The sequence below is a fragment of the Nocardia shimofusensis NBRC 100134 genome (assembly GCF_001613125.1).
Classification (GTDB): domain Bacteria; phylum Actinomycetota; class Actinomycetes; order Mycobacteriales; family Mycobacteriaceae; genus Nocardia; species Nocardia shimofusensis.
Map to the genome: position 1 here is coordinate 34,708 of NZ_BDBT01000011.1, position 22,055 is coordinate 56,762.

The following is a 22,055-nucleotide window of genomic DNA, read 5'->3' on the forward strand; positions in this document are numbered from 1 at the left end:
GGGGAGCAGCCATGTCCGAGGAATTGGACGATATCGGCAAGGAAACAGCGGCCGTGATGAAGACGATGTTGAGCTTGGCGACACTGGTCGCGCTGCGCACCCGCGAGCGCGGCCAGAAGGAAGCCGAGGCACGCGTCAAGATCACCGAAGCGCGTATGAAGGAGGCCAAGGAGCTGCGGATGCGCGAGGAGCGCGAGTCGAAGGCCAAGGACCCTCGTAACCTGGAGCTCGCCCGGATGGTCGAGTCCAATACCTCCGTCAAGGGGCTTTCGCTGGAGAAGGAATCGGTCGGCTCGATGATGTCGGGCGCCGCCGGTGCGCTCGCGGACTCGGCGACCGGATCGTCCGGGCCGTCGCTTCCGCAATTCACCTACGACTCGGCCGAGCGGCGCAGCGCGGTGGCCGCACATCTGGAGAAGATGGGCGTCGCACCGGATCTGGCAGCGGTCCGCATGCTGATGGAAGTCGGTCAGGGTCTGCCCGCCGAGGAGGCGGTCCGCGCCAAGACCGCCGAGGCCAGGTCGACCAATCGCAGCAGGGAGCTGGAAGGGCGCGGACTGGAACGCACCCGCGGCTGAGCCGAGCGCGAACAACGAGCGAGACCCGCCGGATGTCCGGCGGGTCTCGCTCGTTGCGTCATCCCTTGTGTCACATAGGCATTCGTACTGACGAGATCAGACCCGGAAGTCCTCCGCCGCCGGGCTGTCGAACTGGCCGCGGGCGGGCGAACGCAGCGGCAGCGGGTTGAGCATGTCCTTGTGCCCGTTGCGGACGCTGCAGTACTTGAACGGCCCGCGCGGATCGAACAGCTTGCTCATGTGCGGATCCGCGTGATCGAGCAGCCACACGCTCATGCCCGTCGCCGGGTCCAGCCGCAGGTGCTCCCAGGCGCGCCACAGCGAGTCCAGCCGAACGGCGGCCTCGGCATGGCGGAACCATTCGGGGCACCAGACGGTTTCGCTGATGTCGGTGACCTGACGGCGGTAGACCACGCTCAGATAGTTCTCGACGAATTCGACGACAGTGTTGTAGACGGTCTTCCCGGCCATGGGAGGACCGGGGGGTAGGTTATGGGTCACCGAAGCACCTCTTCTCCGTTACTTACCGACATGTCCACCACCGACGTGGCCGCTGCGTAACCGTTCACCGCGGCCGAGCCTCGATCTCACCGGCGGGCGGATCCGCCGGATCCAGCTCCGCGATCGGCTCGTCGTCGGACTTGCGCAGCTCGGGCTTGTCCGGCGAGGGGGCGAGCCCGGACGGTTCCGGGCCGGATTTCTTCGTCAGCGCGGGTGAGCCGATCGCCGCGCTGATCCGGATCTTGGTCTGCGGGTCGTGCTGATCGATCGACTTCTTCACCGCGGCCGCGTATTCGCCCTCCCACCACGGCACCGTACGCACCAGCACCGCGGGCTGACCGGAGGTGAACACGATCGCTCGCCCGCGCGGCAGCGTCGTCAACGCGTTGACGCTGAGCGTCTTCGACGACGACAGCGACCGTGAATAACTCTTGCCGCCCTTGGATTCCGACACCGACTGCGAGATCGAGTCGTACTCGCCGATCGCCTCGGAACGGTCGCGCAGGAAGTTCATGTCGTCGATGCCGCTGCCGATGACTTTGACGTTGGCCGCCGACCACAGCGCCGCCATACCGGCATCGCCCCAGCAACGCGCACCCTGCGCCCAGGACTGCAGAACCGTCATGACCACGATGCCGCGCGAGCCGAAGTGGCTGTACTGCTTGGGCAGATCCTTCCAGCGCACCACATTGGCGGCCTCGTCGAGCACCGCGAGCAACGGGATCGGCAGCCGCCCACCGCGCGAACGAGCCGCCTTGTACATGGCGACATCGACCACGGCCTCGGTCAGCGCGCTCACCAGTGGCGCGGCCGAACCACGGCCCTCCAGCGAGAGCGAGTAGAGGGTGCCGTTCCTGTCGATGAACGTGGACTCGTCGAACTGCATGCGCGGCTTGCCGGTCTCCGGATCGGAGCCGGGCAGGATCCAGTCGTGGATGTTGGACAGCTGCAGGGAGCGCACCATCTTCTTGGCGGTGCCGAAGATGCCGCTGCGGGTGCGCGGATCGGCGTTGTACTGCATGGCCAGACCCGAGGCCATCGCCTGATGGGCCGAGCCGCGCAGCAATTCGATCGGCTCGGTGTCCTGGGAGTTGGTCACCCATTCCCACACCTGCACGATCGGATAGTCGCCCACCGCCGCGGCCAGGAACAGCGCCGCCAACAGGTCTTCGGCCTCGGGATCGAAGAAGTCGTCCTTCTTGCCCTCGCCGCCCTCGTCGGCGTCGGCGAAATGCCCGGCCAGTCGCTGGGCGCGCATCTCCTTGCCGGGCCGGTCGGCGTTGACCCAGGCCAGCGGATTCCAGTACCAGCTCGGGCTCTCGTCGGCGACGCCCTGCGGATCGAAGACGAAGGTGGGGCTGCCCTTCTGCGCGCGTACGTCGCGGGTGGCGTCCACCACGTCACGCTTGTTGGAGGTCGCGATCACCGGGCCGATGGCGGCCAGGATGGCCGGGATCACCCGCGAGGTCGACTTGCCCTGACGCGGACCCCAGATGTCGAGGTGCAGGTCCTCGTAGGAGCCGTAGAGCATCACGCCGTCGGCCACGCTCACTCCGATCGGGACGCCGGGAGCATCGTTGTAGCCCAGCTCGATCCCCAGCTGCGCGGCCTTCTCCTTCACCCCGGCCTCGGTCAGCGCGTAGACCGCGCCGCCGCTGCCCATGTACTGCGCCTTCGCGTCCACCGGAAGCACACCGACCGACGCCCGCTTCGCCCGCTGCTTGCGGCCCCACAGGAACGCGATCGCGGTCGCGATCACCAGCAGCACGATCATCGTCGAGGCGAACGGCCAGGTGTACTTCCCGCGCGCCATGCCCGCGGTCACCTCGATCGGGTTGATCGGCAGCTCCTGCGGCGAACTCGACAACTGGTTGCCCAGATGCAATGCCACCATCAGCAGCGCGAATACCACGAATCCGGCGTAGACGGCGATCAGGCCCAGGTCGGGGCCGGGTACCGCCGGATCCGTCACCTTTTTCGTCTTCGCCATCCCTGCCTCCTCGAATCGCCCTGCGGGGTAATGCCTGTCTTGTGGTCAGCCGAACGCATCCAGCCGCCATCCTTCGGCGGTGTTCACCACCGTGGCGATGACGGTCGTGGCCGGCAACGCCTCCGTGCGCCCGTCCGGATAGACGACGGTCTGTTCGATGCCGATCTTGAACTGCTGGACATCGCCGCCGTTCTCGCCGGGCGGCCGCTCGCCGGAGGCGAAGGTGAACGCCTCGACCCGCGCGCCCGCCCGCGCCCATTCCGCCCAGCGCAGCGACGGATTCGGCGATTCGCCCGGCGAGCTGTCGAGCATGCGGGTCAGGCTGGGGCCCAGCCATTTCCGGGCTCGGCGCAACGCCTCGCCGTGTGCTTCGTCGGCCGGGCGCCAGGTGTAGATCTCACGCAGGGCCGTCACCGCGACACCCTCCGGGGTGACCGGATCGGGCGCGGGCGCCTGTTCCAGCAGCCGGGTCGTGGTGGGAATCCCACCCGCCGAGCCGGATTCGGAGCTCTCGCCCGAACCGCAGGCCGCGGCGAAGACCGCCGTGCTCACCACGAGCATCACCACCAGTTTCGCGCGGGATCGTCCGTGCTTCCAGGCTAGCCGCCCTACCGGGCCCGACGACCGCCTCGACACCGCCTTTCCGCTGCCGTGTCGTTCTTTCTCGACCCCTCGTGCCATCCCGGCTCCGCGTAAGCTCACAGGATCCTCCGCATCCGTGCGTCCCCCGGCACCGCGACCTCGCTCACGCCGCCCGCGCCGGTGTACCGGCCCGCGGGCGCGGACTGGATCATCCGGCCGTCGCCGGCGTAGATGCCCACCTGCGCGGGGCCGCGCGGGCCGAAGGAACTGAACACCAGATCACCCGGCTGTGCCTTGCGCATCGGAATCTCTTCGCCGAACTCCCATTGCTGCTCGGCGGTGCGCGGCATGATGATCTCGCCCGCCGACGCGGCGAACACCGCCGCGGCCACCAGCCCCGGCCCGTCCATCCCACCGTTGCTCGGCCCCTGCGGTCCACCGCCGCCCCACACGTATGGGGTACCCAGCCAGTCGTGAGCCGCCTCCAGGACCTGCGCGGAGCCTCCGCCCGCCTCCGGGCTGAACCGGCCCAGCGAGCCGGGAGCGCGGTACTGCGGCTCCATGGCGAGGATGTTCGCGACGTAGGGGCGGGTCTCGAAATAGTGCGCCGCATATTGATTCGGCATGCCGCCGCTGGCCAGCACCGCGCCCTCACCGGCGTTGTAGGCCGCCAGGGTCAGCGAGGCGATATCGCCCTGCACCCGGCCCTCGCGTTGCCACTGGGTGATCTTGCCCGCGATGGCGCACATGTAGCGGCCCTGGCCGATGATCGCGTCACCGTCGTCCCAGACGCTGGCGACCCCGTTGCCGTCGGCGTCGATGACGTAGGGACGTCCGTCGTCGGGATTGGTGGAACTCGCCGTCCCCGGCAGGAACTGCGCCAGGCCCTGCGCGCCCGCCGGTGAGGTCAGGCCGCGCCGGAACCCGGACTCCTGCCTGCCCTGCGCCGCCAGCAGCGAGGGGGTGATCTGCGGGCACAACGACCCGGCCCGGCGATACCAGATCTCCAGGTCGGCGGGCACCTTGCCGGGCGCGAGCGCGCCGCCGGGACTGCCGAAACCGAGGTTGCACCGCGGGTCTGCCGAGTACCACTGCGCGCCGCCGAGATCGGGGGTCGGCGCACCGTCGAGCCAGGGCATCGGGTCGATGTGGCGGCCACCGGTGAACCGGCCGCCGGGCACGATCTCGAAATGCAGGTGCGGCCCCGTCGATTCGCCCGCCGAACCGACCGCGCCGATCTGCTGCCCCGCACGCACGGTGTCCCCGACGCGCACCAGCACCCCGTGGTCCCACATGTGCCCGTACACGGCCGAAAACGACCGACCGTTGACATCGACCGAGTCGACCACGATCCAGTTGCCGAAACCCGAGGCGGGCCCGGCCGCGACCACCCGGCCGTCGGAGACCGAGAAGATCGGCGTGCCGTCCGCTCCCGCCATGTCGATGCCCCGGTGACCGCCGTTGCGGGAGCCGAAGACGTCGGAGATCGAGAAGGTGCCGATCGCCATCGGCAGCGTGCGCCTGATGGTTCCGGCGCCCGCCGCCTGAGTCGCCGTCGCGGTCGTTGCCGCGCCGGTCGGCTCGCTTTCGGCATTCGCGGCGGGCGCGACGCTGGGGTCACCCGGCGGGATCAGTGCGGTGCGACCGGCGCCGAGCAGTGTGGTGTCCGCGCACGGGTCCTCGACCGAGGGCAGCACCACGACCACCACCAGCGCCATCAGCGCGACGATCATGCCGAGGACGCCCCACAGCACGCCCTTCACACTCATCGCGACCACCTCCGCCGGCCGGGGCAGGCGCCGCGGTCGCTCGTCGACTCGCGGGGAGCGGTCACGGGCGTCGTCGGGCTTCGTCGAGGGTCCGCGCCAGCGTCCGGTTCATCTCGGCGGCGGCGGCCAATTGCTGTTGCAGCAGAGCCACTCTGCGCCGCAACGCGATCACGTCCATGCGCTCCACGCTCGGACCCTGCGCGGCGCGCACCCAGTTGCGCACCGAATTGGGGTGCACGCCGATCTGTTCGGCGACCGTTCGGCAGGCCTCGCTCTCGCTGCGCAGGGTGCCGGTCAGGGCGACGACCTGCTCGACCGCCGCCTGACGCACCTCCGGCGACACCCTGCGATACGAACGATGCGGCATCAACGCGCTCTCCTCCTCATGCCACGCTGCCGCTCGAAGGCCTGCTGCGCGTGGCGGATTCGGTGAACTCGCTGAAGCGCTGGTTGGTGTCGTGGATACCGCTGGCCCGCTCCGACTCGGTGAACTCCATCTGGAACGGAATACCGGGACGGCGATCCTCACCGATCTTGAGCAGGAACTTGCCGGTACCCGGCGGCGTCGGCCGGACCTGGCCCGGTCGCAGCGCCTCACCGGTCAGCGCCTGCGGGGCCGACCAGCCGGTCACCATGTCGGCCTCGGTGGCAGTGAACGGCACGGTGCTGTCGAGCCGCCTGACCTCTTCGGCGGGTAGCGCACCGAAGATCTTCGCCCGCGCGCGTTCCAGGAAGCCGAGCGCCTTGGCGATCGCGGCCTCGGTACCCAGCGACTGCAGGTCCTTGATGGTGTGGCTGATCATGATCAGCGCGGTCGCGATGCTGCGCTGCAGACGGGTCAGCTCGTCGACGCGGTCGACCATGAAATCGCCCAGGCCGAGCACCTGCCACAGCTCGTCCATCACCACCTGGAAGTAGCGCTGCGGACCGAGACCGGCATCGGCGAGCACATGCGCGGCCTCCACCGAGGCGAAACCGTCCGCCCAGCAGGCCAGCATGACCGCGGCCTTGAGCTTCTTGTCGCCGGTGGGGATGTGCGAGACGTCGATGCAGACCGCCACCGAGCCGGTGTCGATCGGCACCGAGGTCTGGCCGTTGAAGATCGCGCCGAACGGGCCCTGGGTGAGCGCGCGCAGCGATCGGCGCAAACCCTTGATGGCGACCTGGTATTCGGCCTGGTCGTCGGCGCCCGCGTCGAGCATGAGTTCCTCGCCGCCTGCAACGATCACCTCGAGCAGGTTCTCCATGATCGGCGGCTTGTCCGGGGCGTAGCCGCTGCCCGGCTGGTAGAGGATGCGCAGCGCGGTGGAGATCAGCGTCTCCTCGTAGTCGCGCACCCGCGCGCCGCGCACCAGTTCGACCAGGCCCGCGATCAGCGTGACCTGCCTGGCCCGGATGTCCTGCAGCACCTGCAGTTGCAGCGCCGGGAATTCGTCCAGGCGCGGCACCACCGCGCCGAGCACGCCCGCGGCGAGCGGGTTGAGCTTGCCGTGGCCGTAGCCGAGGTCGATGACCTGACCGCCGACCAATTCCACCATCTTGCGGTAGTCGGGTTTGACGTCGGCCAGGATCAGCGGCGTGATGCCCTGGGCGATGCCGCCGAGCACGATGCGGCGCACCAGCGAAGACTTGCCGAAACCGTTGAGGCCGAGCACGAACAGGCTGGGCGCGGTGATGAAGCTGCCGCGCATGAACCAGTTCATCGGGTCGAAGCACACCGGCGCGCCGGTGTGCAGATGCGAGCCCAGCGGTGTGCCGATCAGCGGCGCGCCGGCGCCGACCGACCACGGCCACAAGCCCGCGACCTGGGCGGTGGTGGCCCGGTACTCGACCGGCCTGCCGACCACGTTCGCCCGGCCGCCGCCTGGGCCCGCGTAACCGCGGTCGGTGAGCGGCGCGGTGGCGCGGTCGAATCCGTCCTCGATGGTCTGTTCGGCGCGCGCGGCGTAGTTGCGGCGGCGAACGTCGTCGGTGTGGACGCGGAAGGTCGCCCAGGCCGCGCGCAGGCCGGAACCCTCGCGGCTGACCTCTTCCAGCCGGGCCCTGGTCGCCGGGTCGAGCAGCGGCGGGCCGGACTGTTTGCGCTTGTCGGCCTTCTGTTTCGCGCGGCGGGCGGCCTTGTCGGTGGGCGCGCCCATCGCGCGGTCGGCGGTGTGATCGACACGGCCACGGCCACGGCCACGGCCACGGTCGCGGTCGTGGTCGTGGTCGTGGGTACGGGTGCGATCGCGCACCGGACGATCCGGACGTCCGTTCTCGGTGCGTGGCACGCGATCACCGCGCGGCGCCCGTTCCCGGTCGGGCCTGGCCGGGCGCGCGTCGGTCCCTCTGCCGCGCTGCGCGTCCAGCCTGCGTTCGGCCGGAATCCGGTCGTCGCGGTCGGTGGCCGGGCGCGGTCGGCGCACCGGTTCCCTGCCGCGGTCCTGACCGGAGCCGCGGGCCGGGTTCGGCGCGGGCCGCCGCGGCCGCGCGCCCTCCTCCCTGCGGCGTGGACCGAGGTCCTCGTCGTCGTACGGCCGCGCCCACTGCTCGCGCTCGTCCGGTTCCGGGCGCCGCTCGCGGTGCCCGGTCGTCGCGCGCTCCCTCACGGGTGGCTCGTGTTCGCGTGCCATGGTCAGCTCACCCCGCCAATGCCTTCGGAATGGTCGCGTGCTCCGGCAGGATGACGCCGCAGCCGAGCGAGGCCGCGAAGGCCGCGCCCTGGTAGCGGTAGCACCGCCGGATCTTCAACCGCGCCTGGGTGGACAGGTCACGGGTGATGGCCTCGATGCGCGGCAGATCCCCGCGCAGCGGTTCGGTGATGGTCACCAGTGCGCCGAAGCGGGTCACACCGTGGCCCCTGGCCTGCTCCTCGCGCGCCTGCTGGGTGGCGCCGACGCGCAGCGTCGCCGCGGCCGACACCACGCCGCGTTCGCTCTGCTGGGCGACCAGCGCGTTCTTGAAGTCGTCGTCGACGATCTCGGCGGCGTCGGCCGCCGAATGCGGCCGGTAGACGATGGCGATGCGCTTGCGCGGCACCTCCGGGTTCGGTGCGAGCAACCGCTGCAGCACCCGCTCGTCGACCGCGCCCTCGGGGGCGGCGTCCATCTCCCAGGTGACCGACCGGCCGCCGTCGTGGATGAAGTGGTCCCACTTCTCGTCGTGCGAGACCGGGCCCGCGTCGGCCCAATCCAGGCCGTGCCCTTCGGGTTCGGAGGCCGCGACCTCGAGGTCGGCCTGCGAGGCCGGGTCGTAGCTGCGGCGGATGAACGCGATCACTTCGTCGGCCGACATCGGCTGAGCGCGCACACCCGCCTCGGCCAGCGCCGCGCAGATGCCGGGCAGCCGTCTGCCGATCTCGACCGCCTCCTCGGCGGGATTCTTGCGGCGCTCGGCGGTGGTGGCCTTGAAGGTGATCGCCACGCGCGGCAGCAATTGCACCCGCTCCTGCGGCAATTCGGTGGCCAGCTCGTACATCACCTGCTGGGCCAGCTCCGGCGCTTCCGGCTTGGTGATCGTGGAGACCTCGGTGAGCAGCCGGTTACCGGTCTCGGGCACGGTGTCGATCACCGGCACCACGGCCACGATGTCGCTGGTCTGGCCGACCGAGGCCAGGAAGGTGCCCCACGCGGAGACCCAGCGGTCGATCACCGGCTGGTCGACGGCCTCGTGGCCCTGCGGCCACGCCCGCAGCACCACGGTGTACTGCGCGAACTGCGGCAGGTGGATCATGCCGAAGCTGTAGCCGCCCGCGTCGATGCCCTCGTAGAGCTTCGAGGGGGCGAGCAGGCCGGGCAGTCGGGTGACGCCACCGGGAATGCGGGAGAACCGGCCGCCCCGATACACGTGTTCGCCGCGACTGCGCGAGCGCATCCAGTTGAACATCATCAATCCCGTCTCGTAGCCGGAGCGGCCCCCCGTCCGCCACACCAGTGGAACCATCACCGCCACACCGATTCCGCCGACGACCAGGCCCAGTGTGAATCCACCGACCATGGCACAGATCAGCGCGGTGATCACGACGACGAAGCCGATCACCGTCTCTTCCCAGCGCAAGCCGAACAGGCCCGCGCTGCGCGGCTTCTGCCACAACCCGTAGGAGCGGCGCTCGTAGGTGTCGCTGATCGTCATCGCGGAATGGTGCTCCTCCCGAGGTCGGGCGAACGGTTCGCCCAACGATCCCCTGCCACATCACCCATCGAATCGTCGGCCCGGCGCATACCGCTGGTCGCGGCTCTGGCCGCGCCGACCCGCCCGGCCGCGGTGGCGGCTCCGGAGGGTACTCCGCGCGAGCCCTGCGCGCCCGAGGCTCGCGGACCGCCGCCACCCTGCGGATTGTTGGGACCGGGCCTGCCGCCACCGGGGCCACCCGCGCCGCCCGGACGCGGACCGGAGCCGCTGCCGCTGACGTAGCCGGCCGAGCCCGGTGCGGCGGCCTGCTTCACGCCGACCGCCTTGGTGCCCATCGCGCCGAGCGCCGCGGCCGCGACCAGGGTGCCGCCCGCGGCGGTCAGACCCGAGCCGCCGGAGCCGACGATCGCGACGGCCGGAGTGACCAGGCGCATCAGCGCGGGCAGCACGAAGGCGACCGAGCACAGCAGCACGATGGCGACCAGCATGCGCTGGGCCTGTTCACCGTCGGGCATCGTCGAGGTGGACAGCCCGTCGACATGTCCCGCGGTGGTGAAGGCGATCATGTACACGATCGCGGCCACCGGCTTCCAGAGCATGAAGGCGATGATCCAGCCGACCAGCTTCTGATACGACTGCTTGCCGACGTTCATGCCGGAGGCGGCCGCCGCCAGCGGGAGCACGCCCGCCGCGATGATGAGCAAGCCCTGCCGCACGATCGCCAGCACGATCTGCGCCAGCGCGCCGAGCAGGCCGACGATCGCGATGATCAGCACCAGACCGGGCGAGAACGCTTGCAGCGCACTGGTTTTCACCATCAGCTCGGCCATGTCCTTGGCATTGCCGTTGGTCGAGTCCTCGATGATCCACTCCGCGAACCGGTCCGAGGCCTGCGTGCCGGCGACGATCACCGCGCCCAGCATCCAGGAACTGAACACCACCCGGGCGAACATCCGGAACGATTCGGCCGCCTCGCTCACCGCCGCACCGCGTCTGGCCTCGGCCAGGCGCGCGCCGGTCAGGATGATCGAGGCGATCAGCAGCAATATCTGTATCTGGTAGGTGTAGTCGTTGATCTTGGTGAACAGCGATCCGCCGTCACTGGCCGCCTCGTTGGGCACCTTCATCCAGAACGTCAACGCCAGGATGATCGCCTCACCCAGGCCGTTCATCAGCGAATCCACCACGCTGCCGAACGTGGATTCCCACGCCTTGTCCTTGACCGCGGTGGCGGCGTCGCCGGGATGGGACGCGGCATTGCCCGCCTTGCACACCGCCGAGGCGGCATCGCCCAGCGAGATGCCGGGCAGGCCGACCCCGTCGAGGGTGTCGTGGATCTCGTTGCAGGTCTCGTCGAATCCGTAGGTCTGGCCGTAGGCCACCGTGGGCGTGGCCACCATGACGGTGAAGATCACCGCGAGGATGGTCACCAGTTTGCGCACCATCGTGTTCGCTCCTCGGGGCTCGGCTGATTCCGTGCGTAGCTCGGCCTTGTCCATGCGTGGCGCCGCCTTGTCGATGATCACCATGTAGTCCACCCCGCAAGCGATTCGATGTATTCGGTACGGCTGCCCTCGGCGGTGGCGGGTTTGAGCCGCCAGTCACCGGCCTCCCACACCATCACCAGGCGCAGGGCGACCCACAGCTGTCTGTCGTCGACGACCTGTCCGCGCGAGGCGAACCGGACGACGGCCAGGTCGTCGGCGTAACTCTCGACTTGGAAGGCGTCGGGAGCCACGAAGTAGCGGGTGATCCGCTCGGGTTGCTGCTCGGGCAGCCGGTTCTGGTCCATGGCGCGGTCGTACTCGGCGAGTTGCTGAGCCGAGGCGCGCACCTGACGCACGTACAACTCGCGGTCGGCGGGCCGGGCGTTGAGCCGGTAGGTGATCTGCGCGGCCGCGAGCACCGCGCCCTGTGGGGTGTGCGCGTACCCCACCGGCTGTCCTTCCTCCAGCCGGGCGGGCCCGTCGGAGGTGGAGAACGGCACCGAGGCGCCGTAGACCCGCTGCCAGCCGCGCGGCTGATCCAGCCCCGCGGGTCTGGCGGTCAGCCAGTCCAGATCCGAGGGCTTGCGCTGTCGCGCCGGGTCCTGCGGAAGTGGTTGTCCCGCAGCATTGTTCGGGATATCCACGCGACGGCCGAACAGGTCGACCTCCGGTGTCGCGAAGCCCTCGCCGACGGTCGCGGCGAGCTCGGCCTGCCCGCCGCCCGCGGCGTCCTCGTCACGGGAGATGTAGACGACCACACCCACGATCACGATCAGGGCCAGCAGCGCGGCGGACGCGACGGCGCCGAAGGAGACACGCTCGCGCGTGTAGGGCTCCTTCTGACTCACTTCGGTGCCTCCAATGTCACGATGTCGCCGGGTAGCGCGTCGACCGCCGCTATCGGCCGGGCGGTCGAATCCAGGTCGGGCAGCCGTAATCTCCAATCCTGCGTGGACCACTCGACCGCGGTGTGGTTCACCGCGAGCGAGCCGTCCGAGTACTCGGTATAGACATCCACCAGACCGCGCTCACCGGTGTACTCGGTGATCCGGTAGCCGCGCAGCCGCGGCGCGTACTCCGGGTCGGCCGGTCCGGTGATCGACACCCGCACCCGGTCCACCGCCCACGCGTCACGCGCCGGACCCGGCAGGACTTCCTTCGCCACCACCGCAGGCCAGTCACCGTCCGGTGCCACCGACAGGCGCACCGTGTGGGTGATCGCGGCGACCGCCGCGCCGGGCGGGGACTGCTCGAAACCCGTTGCCGCACCGTCGGAGAGGACTTCCGGCCCCTGCGCGGTGTGCGGCAACGCCACACCCTGATACGGCTGCCAGCGCACCTCGGTGGGCGGCGCGGAGAGATCGGCTCCCTCCTGCTCGCCACCGTCCGCGCAGCCGACCGCCGCGGTGAGCGCGACCGTACCCACCATCACCGCCGTTCCCATGCTCCGCCCCACACTCACGCCGGAAGGAAGGCCAGCGCGATACTGGTGGCCCCGCTCGCGACGATCGCGCCGATGAGACTCATCAGCACGCCGTGCGAGGCGTCGTTGGCGGCCAGATCGGTGCGGAAGGCGATCCACAACTTGCCCGCGGACAGGATCATCCAGGACAGGCACACGATGAGCACGAACCACAGCAACCAGTTCAGCAACTGCATCAGCGGTTCGAGCACCTCCGACGGCATCTGCTTGTAGGCGAGCAGATCCGTCTGCATTCGAAGCGTGGTCATTCCCCGACCCTTACCCTTACGTACCGATGACAGCGTTCATGATGGTGCCCGCGCTAGTGGCGACCACGCCGCCGATCATCGCGCCCGCCACCATCTTCGGCGACTCGAGGCCGCCGCCGGACCAGCGCTCCCAGGCGAATTTGCCGCCCGCGTAGATGATTCCGCAGATCCCGGACAGCAGGACGAACCAGGTGAGATAGCGCACCAGCTGCAGGATCTTCTCCGATCCGGGGGGCGCCTCCGGGGTCGGATTGCCGACCTGAGCGAGCACGACGCCGTAGGTGTCCTGGACAGCCAAGAGGAACATGCTCATCGGGGCCCTTTCTCGAATGGTGGATCGGTTACATCGTCGTCGGCGAAATCTGTTCTGCTGTCAAGCTTCTCACGGACCGCGTCGACAATGTCAGCCCCCAGCTCGCGAACCTCCACCGGCACCTCGTCCAGCGGATCGATCTTGCGTTTACGTTCGGGCATCGGGTCGCCCGGCGTCCAGACCGGCAACTGCTCGGGCTCGACCAGAGTCCATTCCTCGTACCAGGGCACCTGCCACACCGGCCCGGCCAGCGAGCCCACCAGCTCGCGGTACCGGCGGATCTCGGCGGGCATCCGGCCCGGTCGCGCGGCGACCGTGATCAGACCGATCACCTCCGAGGGGCCGCCGAAGCCGAAGTGGTGCTGACGCAGCAGATCGTGCGCGCGGGTCAGCCCGGAGATGGTCTCGCGGGCGACGAGCACCACGAACGGCGACTCGCGATCGAACCCGCCCGGCCAGCGACGGCTGGCGTCGGCCGTCGGGGCCAGCACGTGCGCCAGAGTCGTCGCGCCCGCGCCTCCGTGCACTCCCAGCAACCACACCAGCGGGGCACGTCCGACGCCCGGCACCGGCCGATCCCATACCGGGGCACGGCGGGATTCGGGCGGCGCGACGACGCCTGCCGGACGCGGGTCGAGTTTGCGGCGCAGCCGCATGGCGGCGGTCACGAGGCCACCCCCGCCACCAGCCGCGCGTACGCGCGGCGCGTCTGTTCGGCCAGTTCCGCGTGGCACACCAGTTCGCCGCGCGCGAGATGCGGATCGTAGGGGATCTCCCTGATGTCGCGAACCCATCCGGACAGGTGCTCGCGCAGGTGGTCGGCGACACGGGAGTCGTCGCCGGGCGCCTGGTGCGAGATCACCAGCGTGGTGTCACCCACGATGCCGTTGCCCTGGCCCTCGGCGGCCTCGCCGAATTCGTCGTCGAGCCACTCCAGGGTGACCCGCAAGCGGTTGGCCGCGTCCGGGCGCGCCGGAATGGTGAGTACCAGGGCGATGTCCCCGTCGTCGAGCAGCGGACGCAACTGCCTGCCCGCGATGGGGTGGCCGCCGTCGTAGACCGCGGTATAGCCGGCGTCGGCGACCGCCCGTGCCACCGTCAGGTAGCTCGCCCGGCGGCGTAACGGCGCGGCGTCCCGCCAGAGCAACCCGATACCGGAGGTCGCGCGCGACAGGCACTCCTTCAGCGGGGCGGGTTCGTCGTCGCCGCGGCCGTACAACCAGGACTGCAGGCTGATCGGATGCAGATGCTCGTCGGCGCCGCGCAAGGCGATGTCGCCGCCCGCCGCGGTGGCGTCCACCGCTACCGTCGGGGTGCCCGCGGCGCCCAGTTCGCCCGCGATCCCCAGAGCCGTCGTCGTCGTGCCCGCGCCACCGCAGCCGCCGACCACCAGGATCGGCCGCTGCCCCCATTCCTCGCCGCCGTCACCATCCCCACCGGCCCGACGCCGGAACCGCACCACCGGAGCCTTGGTACGCGCTTCGCGGCTCGGCGGTTCGCCCCGGTCGGGCGCCTCGTCGAGCCAGCGGCTCCAGTCCTCTCCCATCGCTCTCAGCTCTCCTTCATCCGGCCGTGATGCTCGAGATGAGCACCCGGCCGCCGACCACCGCGGTGGTGACCGTCTGCTTGTTGTACGTGGCGGGCGCGCCACCGGGCCGATACTCGGTGACCTCCACCGCGTACATGCTCTCGCCGGCCGCCTTCTCGCCGATCGTGGTCACCCGCACGCAGTGCGTGGTGCCCACCGGGACCGTGCCGATGCCACGCTGGATGATCTCCGCGCTCGGCACCGCGGCGTCCGGTGCGACGAAGTGCCTGGCGCGCTCGCCGGAACGCTCGACGTAGTAGGCGTATTGGAAGCCGAGCACGGCCTCGGGCCCGGAGGTGTCCCCGCCCGCAGCCGCACTGCGCAGCACCCGGTCGGAGCGTTCGGTGGGACAGCCGGTGGTGATGCCCGCCTGCGCGCTGCCCGCGGTGAACCGCATCGGCGTGGGGTCGGCAGCGGCCGCGGGCCGGTCGCCGGAGAGCCGCACGAGCACGAGTGCGCCGACGGCCGAGGCGATCAGCACCAGGATCGCGATCACCAGGACGATCACCGTCCTGGCGCGGCGGGTCGCCGGATGCTCGCGCAGCGAGCGCGTGGCGGGCGGCGTGGGCGCCGGATCCTCGTCGTAGTCGTCGTCATCGGGCCACGGGAAGCGGACCAGGTCGGCTTCGCGCTCGGGGAAATCGTCGTCGGGGCCCGGCGCGTGCACCGGGACCGGCGCGTCCTCGGCCACCCAGTCCGACCAGCCGCCAGTGAATTCGCTGCGGCGGGTCGGCAGATCGGCGGGCACCTCGGCGACCGCCCGCGCGTCGGCCGGATCGGCGTCGCGGTCCTCGTCGCGAAGGTGGTTCGGGAACCGGGCAGGACCCTCGGGGTCGGGCGCGGCGAGCCGATTCCGGTCGGCCTCCGGTATCGGCTCCGCCTCCGCGGGCGCGGGTGTGCCTGCCGGTTCGATCGGGCCGTACCAACGGGACAGATCTTTGTACGACTTCAACATTCCCCCATTCCCACGGGGCCGGGCGCGTGATATCGCATCGTCGGACCTCTCGGCGATCAGTTCGTGGAGAACGGGTAGTGGCGATCGGCTTCGCCGGTTCGCGCGGTGGGCGGAATCGAGGTCACGCCCCCGGATGAGGCGCCATCGGCTCCTGTCCCGAACGGAAATTGTCCCGCACCGCCGGGGTTCGGAGTAGCCGACGCGCCGGGGGCGCCCGCAGTTGATCGGGTGTCCACATGCGCCTGCCCCAGCGCGGGCGCGCCCGCGGCTCCGGTGTGTTCGGCCAGGTCACGGGCCGTCGCGGCGAACCAGTCGGCGACGAACCGGGTGGGCGCTTCGCCCCCGCCGCCCGCCGTCGCGCTGTGATAAGCGCCATGGTGGCGGGCGGTGTCCCAATACCGTACCCACGTCGTGAGATCCAGCAGTTCGCGATTGTCGGTGACGTTCCGAACGATCGCGTCGTAGGCCTGGGCGACCAGCCGGGAGATGGTCGTAGGCGGCACCAGTTCGGGCGTCGCGCCCGCGAGTTTCCCGCCGAGCAGCGCGAGTCCGGCGGAGGGATCGCTCAGACCGGCGGTCGCGAGTTCGGACAGCACCGCCGGGCTGAGCACGTCCCTGACCACGGCGACCACCGCGTTGAATCCGATCAGGCCGACCCGCAACAGACCGCGCAGGGCCTCGCCCGCGTCGAGCGGGGTGCGCGGGTCGGCGGCGTCGGCCAGGCGTTCGGAGATCGACTTGCGCGGGGAGAGCGAGATGTCCGCGGGCGTGCCGCCCTGGATGTCCTCGGTGGCCACCGTCGTGGCCGTCTTGATCGAGGTGAAGGCCAGTGCCTGCCCGACCGAGAGCAGCGAGGCGACCGGATCGCCGCCGCTGACCTGCGCCTGCCCGGCGATGTAGGCGACCACCCGCAGGATCGGCGCGTTCGCCGGCGCGTCACACGCGAGATCGCCTGCGGCGCAGAGGCTTGCGACACGGCCGGTGAGCGCGGCGAAGTTCGCGGCTCGATCGCGGTCGGGCCCGATGCCGCCGCCGGCCGCGGGCGTCTGCGGCAGCGCGGCGATCGTCGCCAGTTGCCGTGCTTGCACACCGGGCGCGGGATCGGGGGTGATCTTGCCGGGCGAGCCGGGGAACAGCGGTGCACCGGGAGTGCGGGTGGGGTCGGCGAACAGCGCGACCGCCGCGACCTTCTCGGCCGGGACCACGCCCGCGCCCTGTCCCACTTCCTGGGCGAACATCGAGGCCACGTGCGCGCCCTGGGAGTAGCCCACCACCCCGAGCCGGGTGTCCGGGCATCGGTCGGCGACCTGGCGAGCCATCGAGCGCAGTCGTTCCAGACCGCCGAGTACGGAATCCGCGTACGAGACGGGGGCGCCGCCGGTGAACCCGCCGAACCCGGCTTCGTAGGGTACGTAGGCGCGTTCGACCAGCCCCGGTTCGGCGGCCCGTGCCAGCATCGGCATGAACACCATCGACAGCATCCCGGTGTCGGTGGTCGGCGCGGCGTCGGGTGAGGATTCGCCGGTGCCCTGCACGCCCAGCGCGTACAGCGCCGGGCAGTCGTCGATCGTCAACTCCGGCGCGGCCGGTGAATTCGAAGCGGGCGCAGCGGGATTCGCGGGAGCGGCGTATGCGGGAGCCGGAGCCGAGTACGCGGCAACCACGGTGACGGTGGTTGCGACCACCAGTCCCGTGAGACCAGCCAGGTACCCAGTCATAGCGCTTCGCAATCAGTCCCGTTGCCGCAACAACCCTCAACCCTGAAACGCAATAGACCGTAACAGATTCCGGCTATGACTCGCCCAACAGCGAAAACTTTACGCAAAAGCGCAAACACTACCCCACACCGCGCGGCGCGTCCCGGTGCCACGCCCGGCAAGTTTCCGAACACATGCACGAGAACGCAATCGAGCCTTCGCGTTCCGATTCCGGTCCGGGCCCGGCGGGTCAGCGCGGTGCGTACATGATGACCGCCACTCCCATCAGGCAGATCGACGCCCCCGCCAGCGGCAGATCAAGGCCCCCGCCGCGATCCACCACAGTCCGCGCCCCTCCCGGTAGCCCTGCCACACCAGCCAGGCGCCGCCGATCTCGGCGAGCGCCGCCGGCCGAACAACACCAGGGACCGCAGAACCGTCATTGCGCGAAAAGTACCGACACCTCGCCGCGGGCGCGGCATCCCCGGTTTGCCGAACGCTCGCTGCGCCGCCCGAGAAGGGCCGATCGACGCCGATGCTCTCCGGACGTCACCTCAGCCGTCGCCCACGCGACGGGACGGGTGCCGGGAAGGCTCCCGGCGCGTCTCGTGTTGCACCTTTCCGGCGCGCGAACAGTGGGGAGAACGAGCGCGAAGGGCTCCGGCGCGGGACAATGGTGGCAACGTTGCGCCGCGACCCCGCGACGAAGCGGAGATCGCGGCCGACGTCGTGGTCCGGGCAGTAGCCGTGGTCGGATAATGTGGTGCGGATCGCGGCATGGAGAGGCGGTGGCATGACTCAGCACTTGGGCGAGGCGAATGTCGAGCAATCGGCGACGGCGACGCCGCCTTCGCCACCGTCGAAAACTCCCGACCCGAAGCCGACTCCCAAGTCCCTGCCGCCCAAGCAGCCCTCCGCCACGTCCGCCGTGCCCACCTCCGCCTCGCGCCGAGTGCGCGCCAGGCTGGCCCGCAGGATGACCGGTCAGCGCGGGATAGCCGCGGTCAAGCCGGTGCTCGAGCCGCTGGCCACGGTCCATCGCGAGCTGTACCCGAAGGCGAACCTGACGCTGCTGCAGAAGGCCTTCGACGTCGCCGACGAGCGCCACGCCCACCAGTTCCGCAAGTCCGGCGACCCCTACATCACCCATCCGCTCGCGGTCGCCAACATCCTGGCCGAGCTCGGCATGGACACCACCACGCTGGTGGCCGCGCTGCTGCACGACACCGTCGAGGACACCGGCTACACCCTCGAGCAGTTGAAGGCCGAGTTCGGCGACGAGGTCGCCCATCTGGTCGACGGCGTCACCAAGCTGGACAAGGTCAATCTGGGCGCGGCCGCCGAGGCCGAGACCATCCGCAAGATGATCATCGCGATGGCCCGCGACCCGCGCGTGCTGGTCATCAAAGTCGCCGACCGCCTGCACAACATGCGCACCATGCGTTTCCTGCCGCCGGAGAAGCAGGCGAAGAAGGCCAAGGAGACCCTCGAGGTCATCGCGCCGCTGGCCCATCGCCTCGGCATGGCCACCGTCAAGTGGGAGCTCGAGGACCTCGCGTTCGCGATCCTGCACCCCAAGAAGTACGACGAGATCGTGCGCCTGGTCGCCGACCGCGCACCCTCGCGCGACACCTACCTGGCCAAGGTGCGCGCGGAGATCGTCAACACGCTGGCCGCTTCGCGTATCCAGGCGGTCGTGGAGGGCAGGCCCAAGCACTACTGGTCGATCTACCAGAAGATGATCGTCAAGGGTAAGGACTTCGACGACATCCACGATCTGGTCGGCATCCGCATCCTCTGCGACGAGGTGCGCGACTGCTACGCCGCGGTCGGCGTGGTGCACTCGTTGTGGCAGCCGATGGCCGGCCGGTTCAAGGACTACATCGCCCAGCCCCGCTACGGCGTCTACCAGTCGCTGCACACCACGGTCGTCGGCCCCGACGGCAAGCCGCTCGAGGTGCAGATCCGCACCCAGGACATGCACCGCACCGCCGAGTTCGGCATCGCCGCGCACTGGCGCTACAAGGAGACCAAGGGCAAGCACTCCGGTGACGCCGCCGAGGTCGACGACATGGCATGGATGCGCCAGCTGCTCGACTGGCAGCGCGAGGCGGCCGACCCCGCCGAGTTCCTGGAGTCGCTGCGCTTCGACCTGAAGTCGCCGGAGATCTTCGTCTTCACCCCCAAGGGCGACGTCATCACGCTGCCGCAGAAGTCGACCCCGGTGGACTTCGCCTACGCCGTGCACACCGAGGTGGGCCACCGCTGCATCGGCGCGCGGGTCAACGGCAGGCTGGTCGCGTTGGAACGCCAGCTCGAGAACGGCGAGGTCGTCGAGGTCTTCACCTCGAAGGCGCAGAACGCGGGCCCGAGCCGGGACTGGCAGAACTTCGTGGTGTCCCCGCGCGCCAAGGCCAAGATCCGGCAGTGGTTCGCCAAGGAACGCCGCGAGGAAGCCCTCGAAAGCGGCAAGGAGCAGATCTCCAAGGAGGTCCGCCGCGTCGGACTACCGCTGCAACGGCTGATGAGCGTGGACGCGATGAACGCCGTCGCCCACGAACTGCACTACAGCGACATCTCCAGCCTCTACACCGCCGTGGGCGAGCACCAGGTCTCCGCCCATCACGTCGTGCAGCGCCTGATGGCCCAGCTCGGTGGCATCGGCGACGTGGAGAACGAGCTCGCCGAACGCTCGACGCCGTCGACCACCCCGAGCCGTCAGCGCGTCACCGGCGACGCGGGCGTGCTCATCCCGGGCGCCTCCGGCACCGTCGCCAAGCTGGCCAAGTGCTGCACCCCGGTCCCGGGCGACGAGATCATGGGCTTCGTGACCCGCGGCGGCTCGGTCAGCGTCCACCGCACCGACTGCACCAACGCCGAATCCCTGCGCCAGCAGCCCGAACGCATCATCGACGTGGAGTGGGCGCCCTCGCCGTCCTCGGTCTTCCTGGTCGCCATCCAGATCGAAGCACTGGATCGCACCCGCCTGCTCTCCGATGTCACCAAGGTCCTCGCCGACGAGAAGGTCAACATTCTGTCCGCCTCGGTCGCCACCCACGGGGATCGGGTGGCCATCAGCAAGTTCACCTTCGAGATGGGTGACCCGAAGCACCTCGGCCACCTGTTGAACGTGGTGCGCAATGTGGAGGGTGTCTACGACGTGTACCGGGTGACCTCGGCGGCCTGACAGACCGTCGAAACGGGTGAGACCGGGCTTACCTTGACCTCATGCCATCGTCTCGGCCCGACGAACCCTACCTTCCGGAGTTCATGACCTGATACGGCGAGCTACCGCCTGGTGTACGACCGCTGCATCCGGCGGACTACCGCCTGGCAGGCGAATGGACTCCGGCCGACGAGGCCGGAGTCCATATCGACTTTCCCTTTCCGATCCGCATCCCCTGGTCGGATCTCGAGTATTGACCCGTGCAGAGCGTCCGTCCGTCAGGCGAGTAACCAATCGTTCGGGGTGAAGAGCTCGAAGTGGACGCGGTCGTGGGAGATGCCCGCGGCGTCGAGCTGGGCCCGGGCCGACTGGAGGAAGCCGGCGCCGCCGCAGAGGTAGATCTGGGCACCGGCGGGGAGGGCGAGGGTGGACAGGGCGAGGGTGCCGGTGTGCGCGCCGGGGGTGGGCTGTTCGTACCAGAGTTCGAGGGTGGCGTCGGGCAGGCTCTCGATCAGGTCCTCCTGTACGGCGCGCAGCGGGTGGGTGTCGCAGGTGCGGTCGGCGTGGATGGCGAGGACCTTGCGCTGCGGGGTGGCGGCGGCGAGGTATTCGAGGATGCCGATCATCGGAGTGATGCCGATGCCCGCGGATATGAGGACCAGCGGGTCGGTGGCGGCGGTGTCGATGGTGAGGTCGCCGAAGGGCAGGGTGACGTCGAGGACGTCGCCGGTGCCGATGGTGCCGGTCAGGAAGGTGGAGACTTCACCCGCGGGCTGTTCGGCGGTCGCCTCGACCGGGCGAACCGCGAAGGCCAGACGGCCGTTGCCCGGTGCGGTGACCAGGCTGTACTGGCGCAGCTGACGGGCGCCGTCGGGCAGCGTCACACCTACCGAGACATACTGTCCGGGAAGGAAATCCGAGAACGGGCGGGCCGGGTCCGTGGATTCCACGACGAAGGTGACCACGCCGGAAGGATCCTCGATGCGGTCGACGACGACGGCCGTGCGGAACACGTCACCGGGCGCCACGCCCGCGCCGTCGTAGAGTTCGCGTTCGAAACCGATCAGGGTGTCGGCCATCAGCCAGTAGACGCGGTCCCAGGCGGCGGCGATCTCGGCGGTGACGACATCGGCGCCGAGCACCTCGACGATCGCGGCGAACAGGTGCTCGTGGACGATCGGGTACTGCTCGGCGACCACGCCGAGCGAGGCGTGTTTGTGGCCGATGCGGGCGAGCAGTTCACGCGGATGCGGCAGCGTGGGATCCACCAGGTGGGTGGCGAAGGTGGCGATCGATGCCGCGAGCGCGCGCTGCTGCGCTCCCTGCTTCTGGTTGCCGCGGTTGAACAGATTCGCGAGCAACTCGGGGTGGGCGCCGAACATCTTCTGGTAGAAGAGCGCGGTGATGTCGTCGATATGTTCGGCGATCACCGGGAGCGTCGCACGCACCACGTCGGCGTGGTGGGTCTCCAATTCCGCGGGAGTATCCAGCGCCGAAGGCAGAACGGTGGTCATGGGGTTCTCCTCGTCGAGATTCCATCTGGGCTCGATTGCCACTGGAAATACGGTAACCAATCGGAGCACCGGAA

19 protein-coding genes and 1 pseudogene are annotated in these 22,055 nt (G+C 69.8%); 2 read left to right on the top strand and 18 right to left on the bottom strand.

All coding sequences use genetic code 11. The features are described from left to right. Positions 1–11 precede the first annotated feature (11 nt). Positions 12–578, top strand: a complete 567-nt coding sequence (locus NS3_RS14290; RefSeq protein WP_067859617.1) for a hypothetical protein — start codon at positions 12–14, stop codon at positions 576–578. Between the two features lie 96 nt (positions 579–674). Here NS3_RS14290 and NS3_RS14295 read toward each other — a convergent pair whose 3' ends face one another. From NS3_RS14295 to NS3_RS30570, 17 genes and pseudogenes are all read right to left on the bottom strand, one after another. Beyond that, positions 675–1,049 carry a DUF4913 domain-containing protein gene (locus tag NS3_RS14295; RefSeq protein ID WP_067859620.1) on the bottom strand — a complete coding sequence of 125 codons (375 nt, stop codon included), beginning with the start codon at positions 1,047–1,049 and terminating at the stop codon, positions 675–677. Between the two features lie 94 nt (positions 1,050–1,143). Continuing rightward, complete coding sequence (locus NS3_RS14300; protein WP_067859625.1) at positions 1,144–3,069, bottom strand: type IV secretory system conjugative DNA transfer family protein; 1,926 nt, start codon at positions 3,067–3,069, stop codon at positions 1,144–1,146. 45 nt (positions 3,070–3,114) lie between these two features. Further along, on the bottom strand, positions 3,115–3,630 hold the full coding sequence (locus tag NS3_RS14305) for a hypothetical protein (protein ID WP_245649616.1): 516 nt from the start codon (positions 3,628–3,630) through the stop codon (positions 3,115–3,117). A gap of 137 nt (positions 3,631–3,767) precedes the next feature. Beyond that, positions 3,768–5,420: a peptidoglycan DD-metalloendopeptidase family protein gene (locus NS3_RS14310; RefSeq protein ID WP_067859980.1), complete on the bottom strand. Its 1,653-nt coding sequence runs from the start codon at positions 5,418–5,420 to the stop codon at positions 3,768–3,770. Between the two features lie 61 nt (positions 5,421–5,481). Next, entirely contained in the window at positions 5,482–5,787 is a 306-nt protein-coding gene (locus tag NS3_RS14315) for a transposase (protein WP_245649617.1), read from the bottom strand. 16 nt (positions 5,788–5,803) lie between these two features. Further along, positions 5,804–8,032, bottom strand: coding sequence for a putative type IV secretion/conjugal transfer ATPase (locus tag NS3_RS14320; protein WP_084495528.1), 2,229 nt, complete (start codon positions 8,030–8,032; stop codon positions 5,804–5,806). 7 nt (positions 8,033–8,039) lie between these two features. Then, complete coding sequence (locus NS3_RS14325; protein WP_067859986.1) at positions 8,040–9,530, bottom strand: SCO6880 family protein; 1,491 nt, start codon at positions 9,528–9,530, stop codon at positions 8,040–8,042. Further along, the gene (locus NS3_RS14330) at positions 9,527–11,059 is read right to left on the bottom strand and encodes a conjugal transfer protein TraG N-terminal domain-containing protein (protein WP_245649618.1); all 1,533 of its coding nucleotides are present in this window, start codon (positions 11,057–11,059) and stop codon (positions 9,527–9,529) included. The genes NS3_RS14325 and NS3_RS14330 overlap by 4 nt, the downstream gene beginning before the upstream one ends. Continuing rightward, positions 11,053–11,865: a DUF8175 domain-containg protein gene (locus NS3_RS14335; protein ID WP_067859636.1), complete on the bottom strand. Its 813-nt coding sequence runs from the start codon at positions 11,863–11,865 to the stop codon at positions 11,053–11,055. Before NS3_RS14335 ends, NS3_RS14330 begins: the two co-directional genes overlap by 7 nt. After that, complete coding sequence (locus tag NS3_RS14340) at positions 11,862–12,446, bottom strand: DUF8175 domain-containg protein (protein ID WP_245649619.1); 585 nt, start codon at positions 12,444–12,446, stop codon at positions 11,862–11,864. The genes NS3_RS14335 and NS3_RS14340 overlap by 4 nt, the downstream gene beginning before the upstream one ends. Before the next feature lie 29 nt (positions 12,447–12,475). Then, a complete protein-coding gene (locus tag NS3_RS14345) occupies positions 12,476–12,748 on the bottom strand; it encodes a hypothetical protein (RefSeq protein ID WP_067859647.1) in 273 nt (90 codons plus the stop codon). A 16-nt stretch (positions 12,749–12,764) separates the two neighbouring features. Continuing rightward, positions 12,765–13,061 (bottom strand): hypothetical protein, encoded by a 297-nt coding sequence (locus tag NS3_RS14350; RefSeq protein WP_067859649.1) that lies wholly within the window; start codon positions 13,059–13,061, stop codon positions 12,765–12,767. Beyond that, the gene (locus tag NS3_RS14355; RefSeq protein WP_067859652.1) at positions 13,058–13,729 is read right to left on the bottom strand and encodes a hypothetical protein; all 672 of its coding nucleotides are present in this window, start codon (positions 13,727–13,729) and stop codon (positions 13,058–13,060) included. The genes NS3_RS14350 and NS3_RS14355 overlap by 4 nt, the downstream gene beginning before the upstream one ends. Beyond that, positions 13,726–14,607, bottom strand: coding sequence for a MinD/ParA family ATP-binding protein (locus tag NS3_RS14360; protein ID WP_067859655.1), 882 nt, complete (start codon positions 14,605–14,607; stop codon positions 13,726–13,728). Before NS3_RS14360 ends, NS3_RS14355 begins: the two co-directional genes overlap by 4 nt. Before the next feature lie 16 nt (positions 14,608–14,623). Beyond that, positions 14,624–15,604 (bottom strand): DUF8176 domain-containing protein, encoded by a 981-nt coding sequence (locus NS3_RS14365; protein ID WP_067859660.1) that lies wholly within the window; start codon positions 15,602–15,604, stop codon positions 14,624–14,626. A gap of 56 nt (positions 15,605–15,660) precedes the next feature. Further along, positions 15,661–17,289 (bottom strand): cutinase family protein, encoded by a 1,629-nt coding sequence (locus NS3_RS14370; RefSeq protein ID WP_245649620.1) that lies wholly within the window; start codon positions 17,287–17,289, stop codon positions 15,661–15,663. A gap of 330 nt (positions 17,290–17,619) precedes the next feature. Continuing rightward, positions 17,620–17,744, bottom strand: a pseudogene (locus NS3_RS30570) (YnfA family protein); the annotation flags it as partial. 350 nt (positions 17,745–18,094) lie between these two features. Between NS3_RS30570 and NS3_RS14375 the strand changes: the two are divergent. Next, a complete protein-coding gene (locus tag NS3_RS14375) occupies positions 18,095–20,488 on the top strand; it encodes a RelA/SpoT family protein (protein WP_067859664.1) in 2,394 nt (797 codons plus the stop codon). 257 nt (positions 20,489–20,745) lie between these two features. On the opposite strand, the gene NS3_RS14380 is transcribed toward NS3_RS14375, so the two are convergent. Then, positions 20,746–21,981: a globin domain-containing protein gene (locus NS3_RS14380; protein WP_067859992.1), complete on the bottom strand. Its 1,236-nt coding sequence runs from the start codon at positions 21,979–21,981 to the stop codon at positions 20,746–20,748. Positions 21,982–22,055 lie beyond the last annotated feature (74 nt).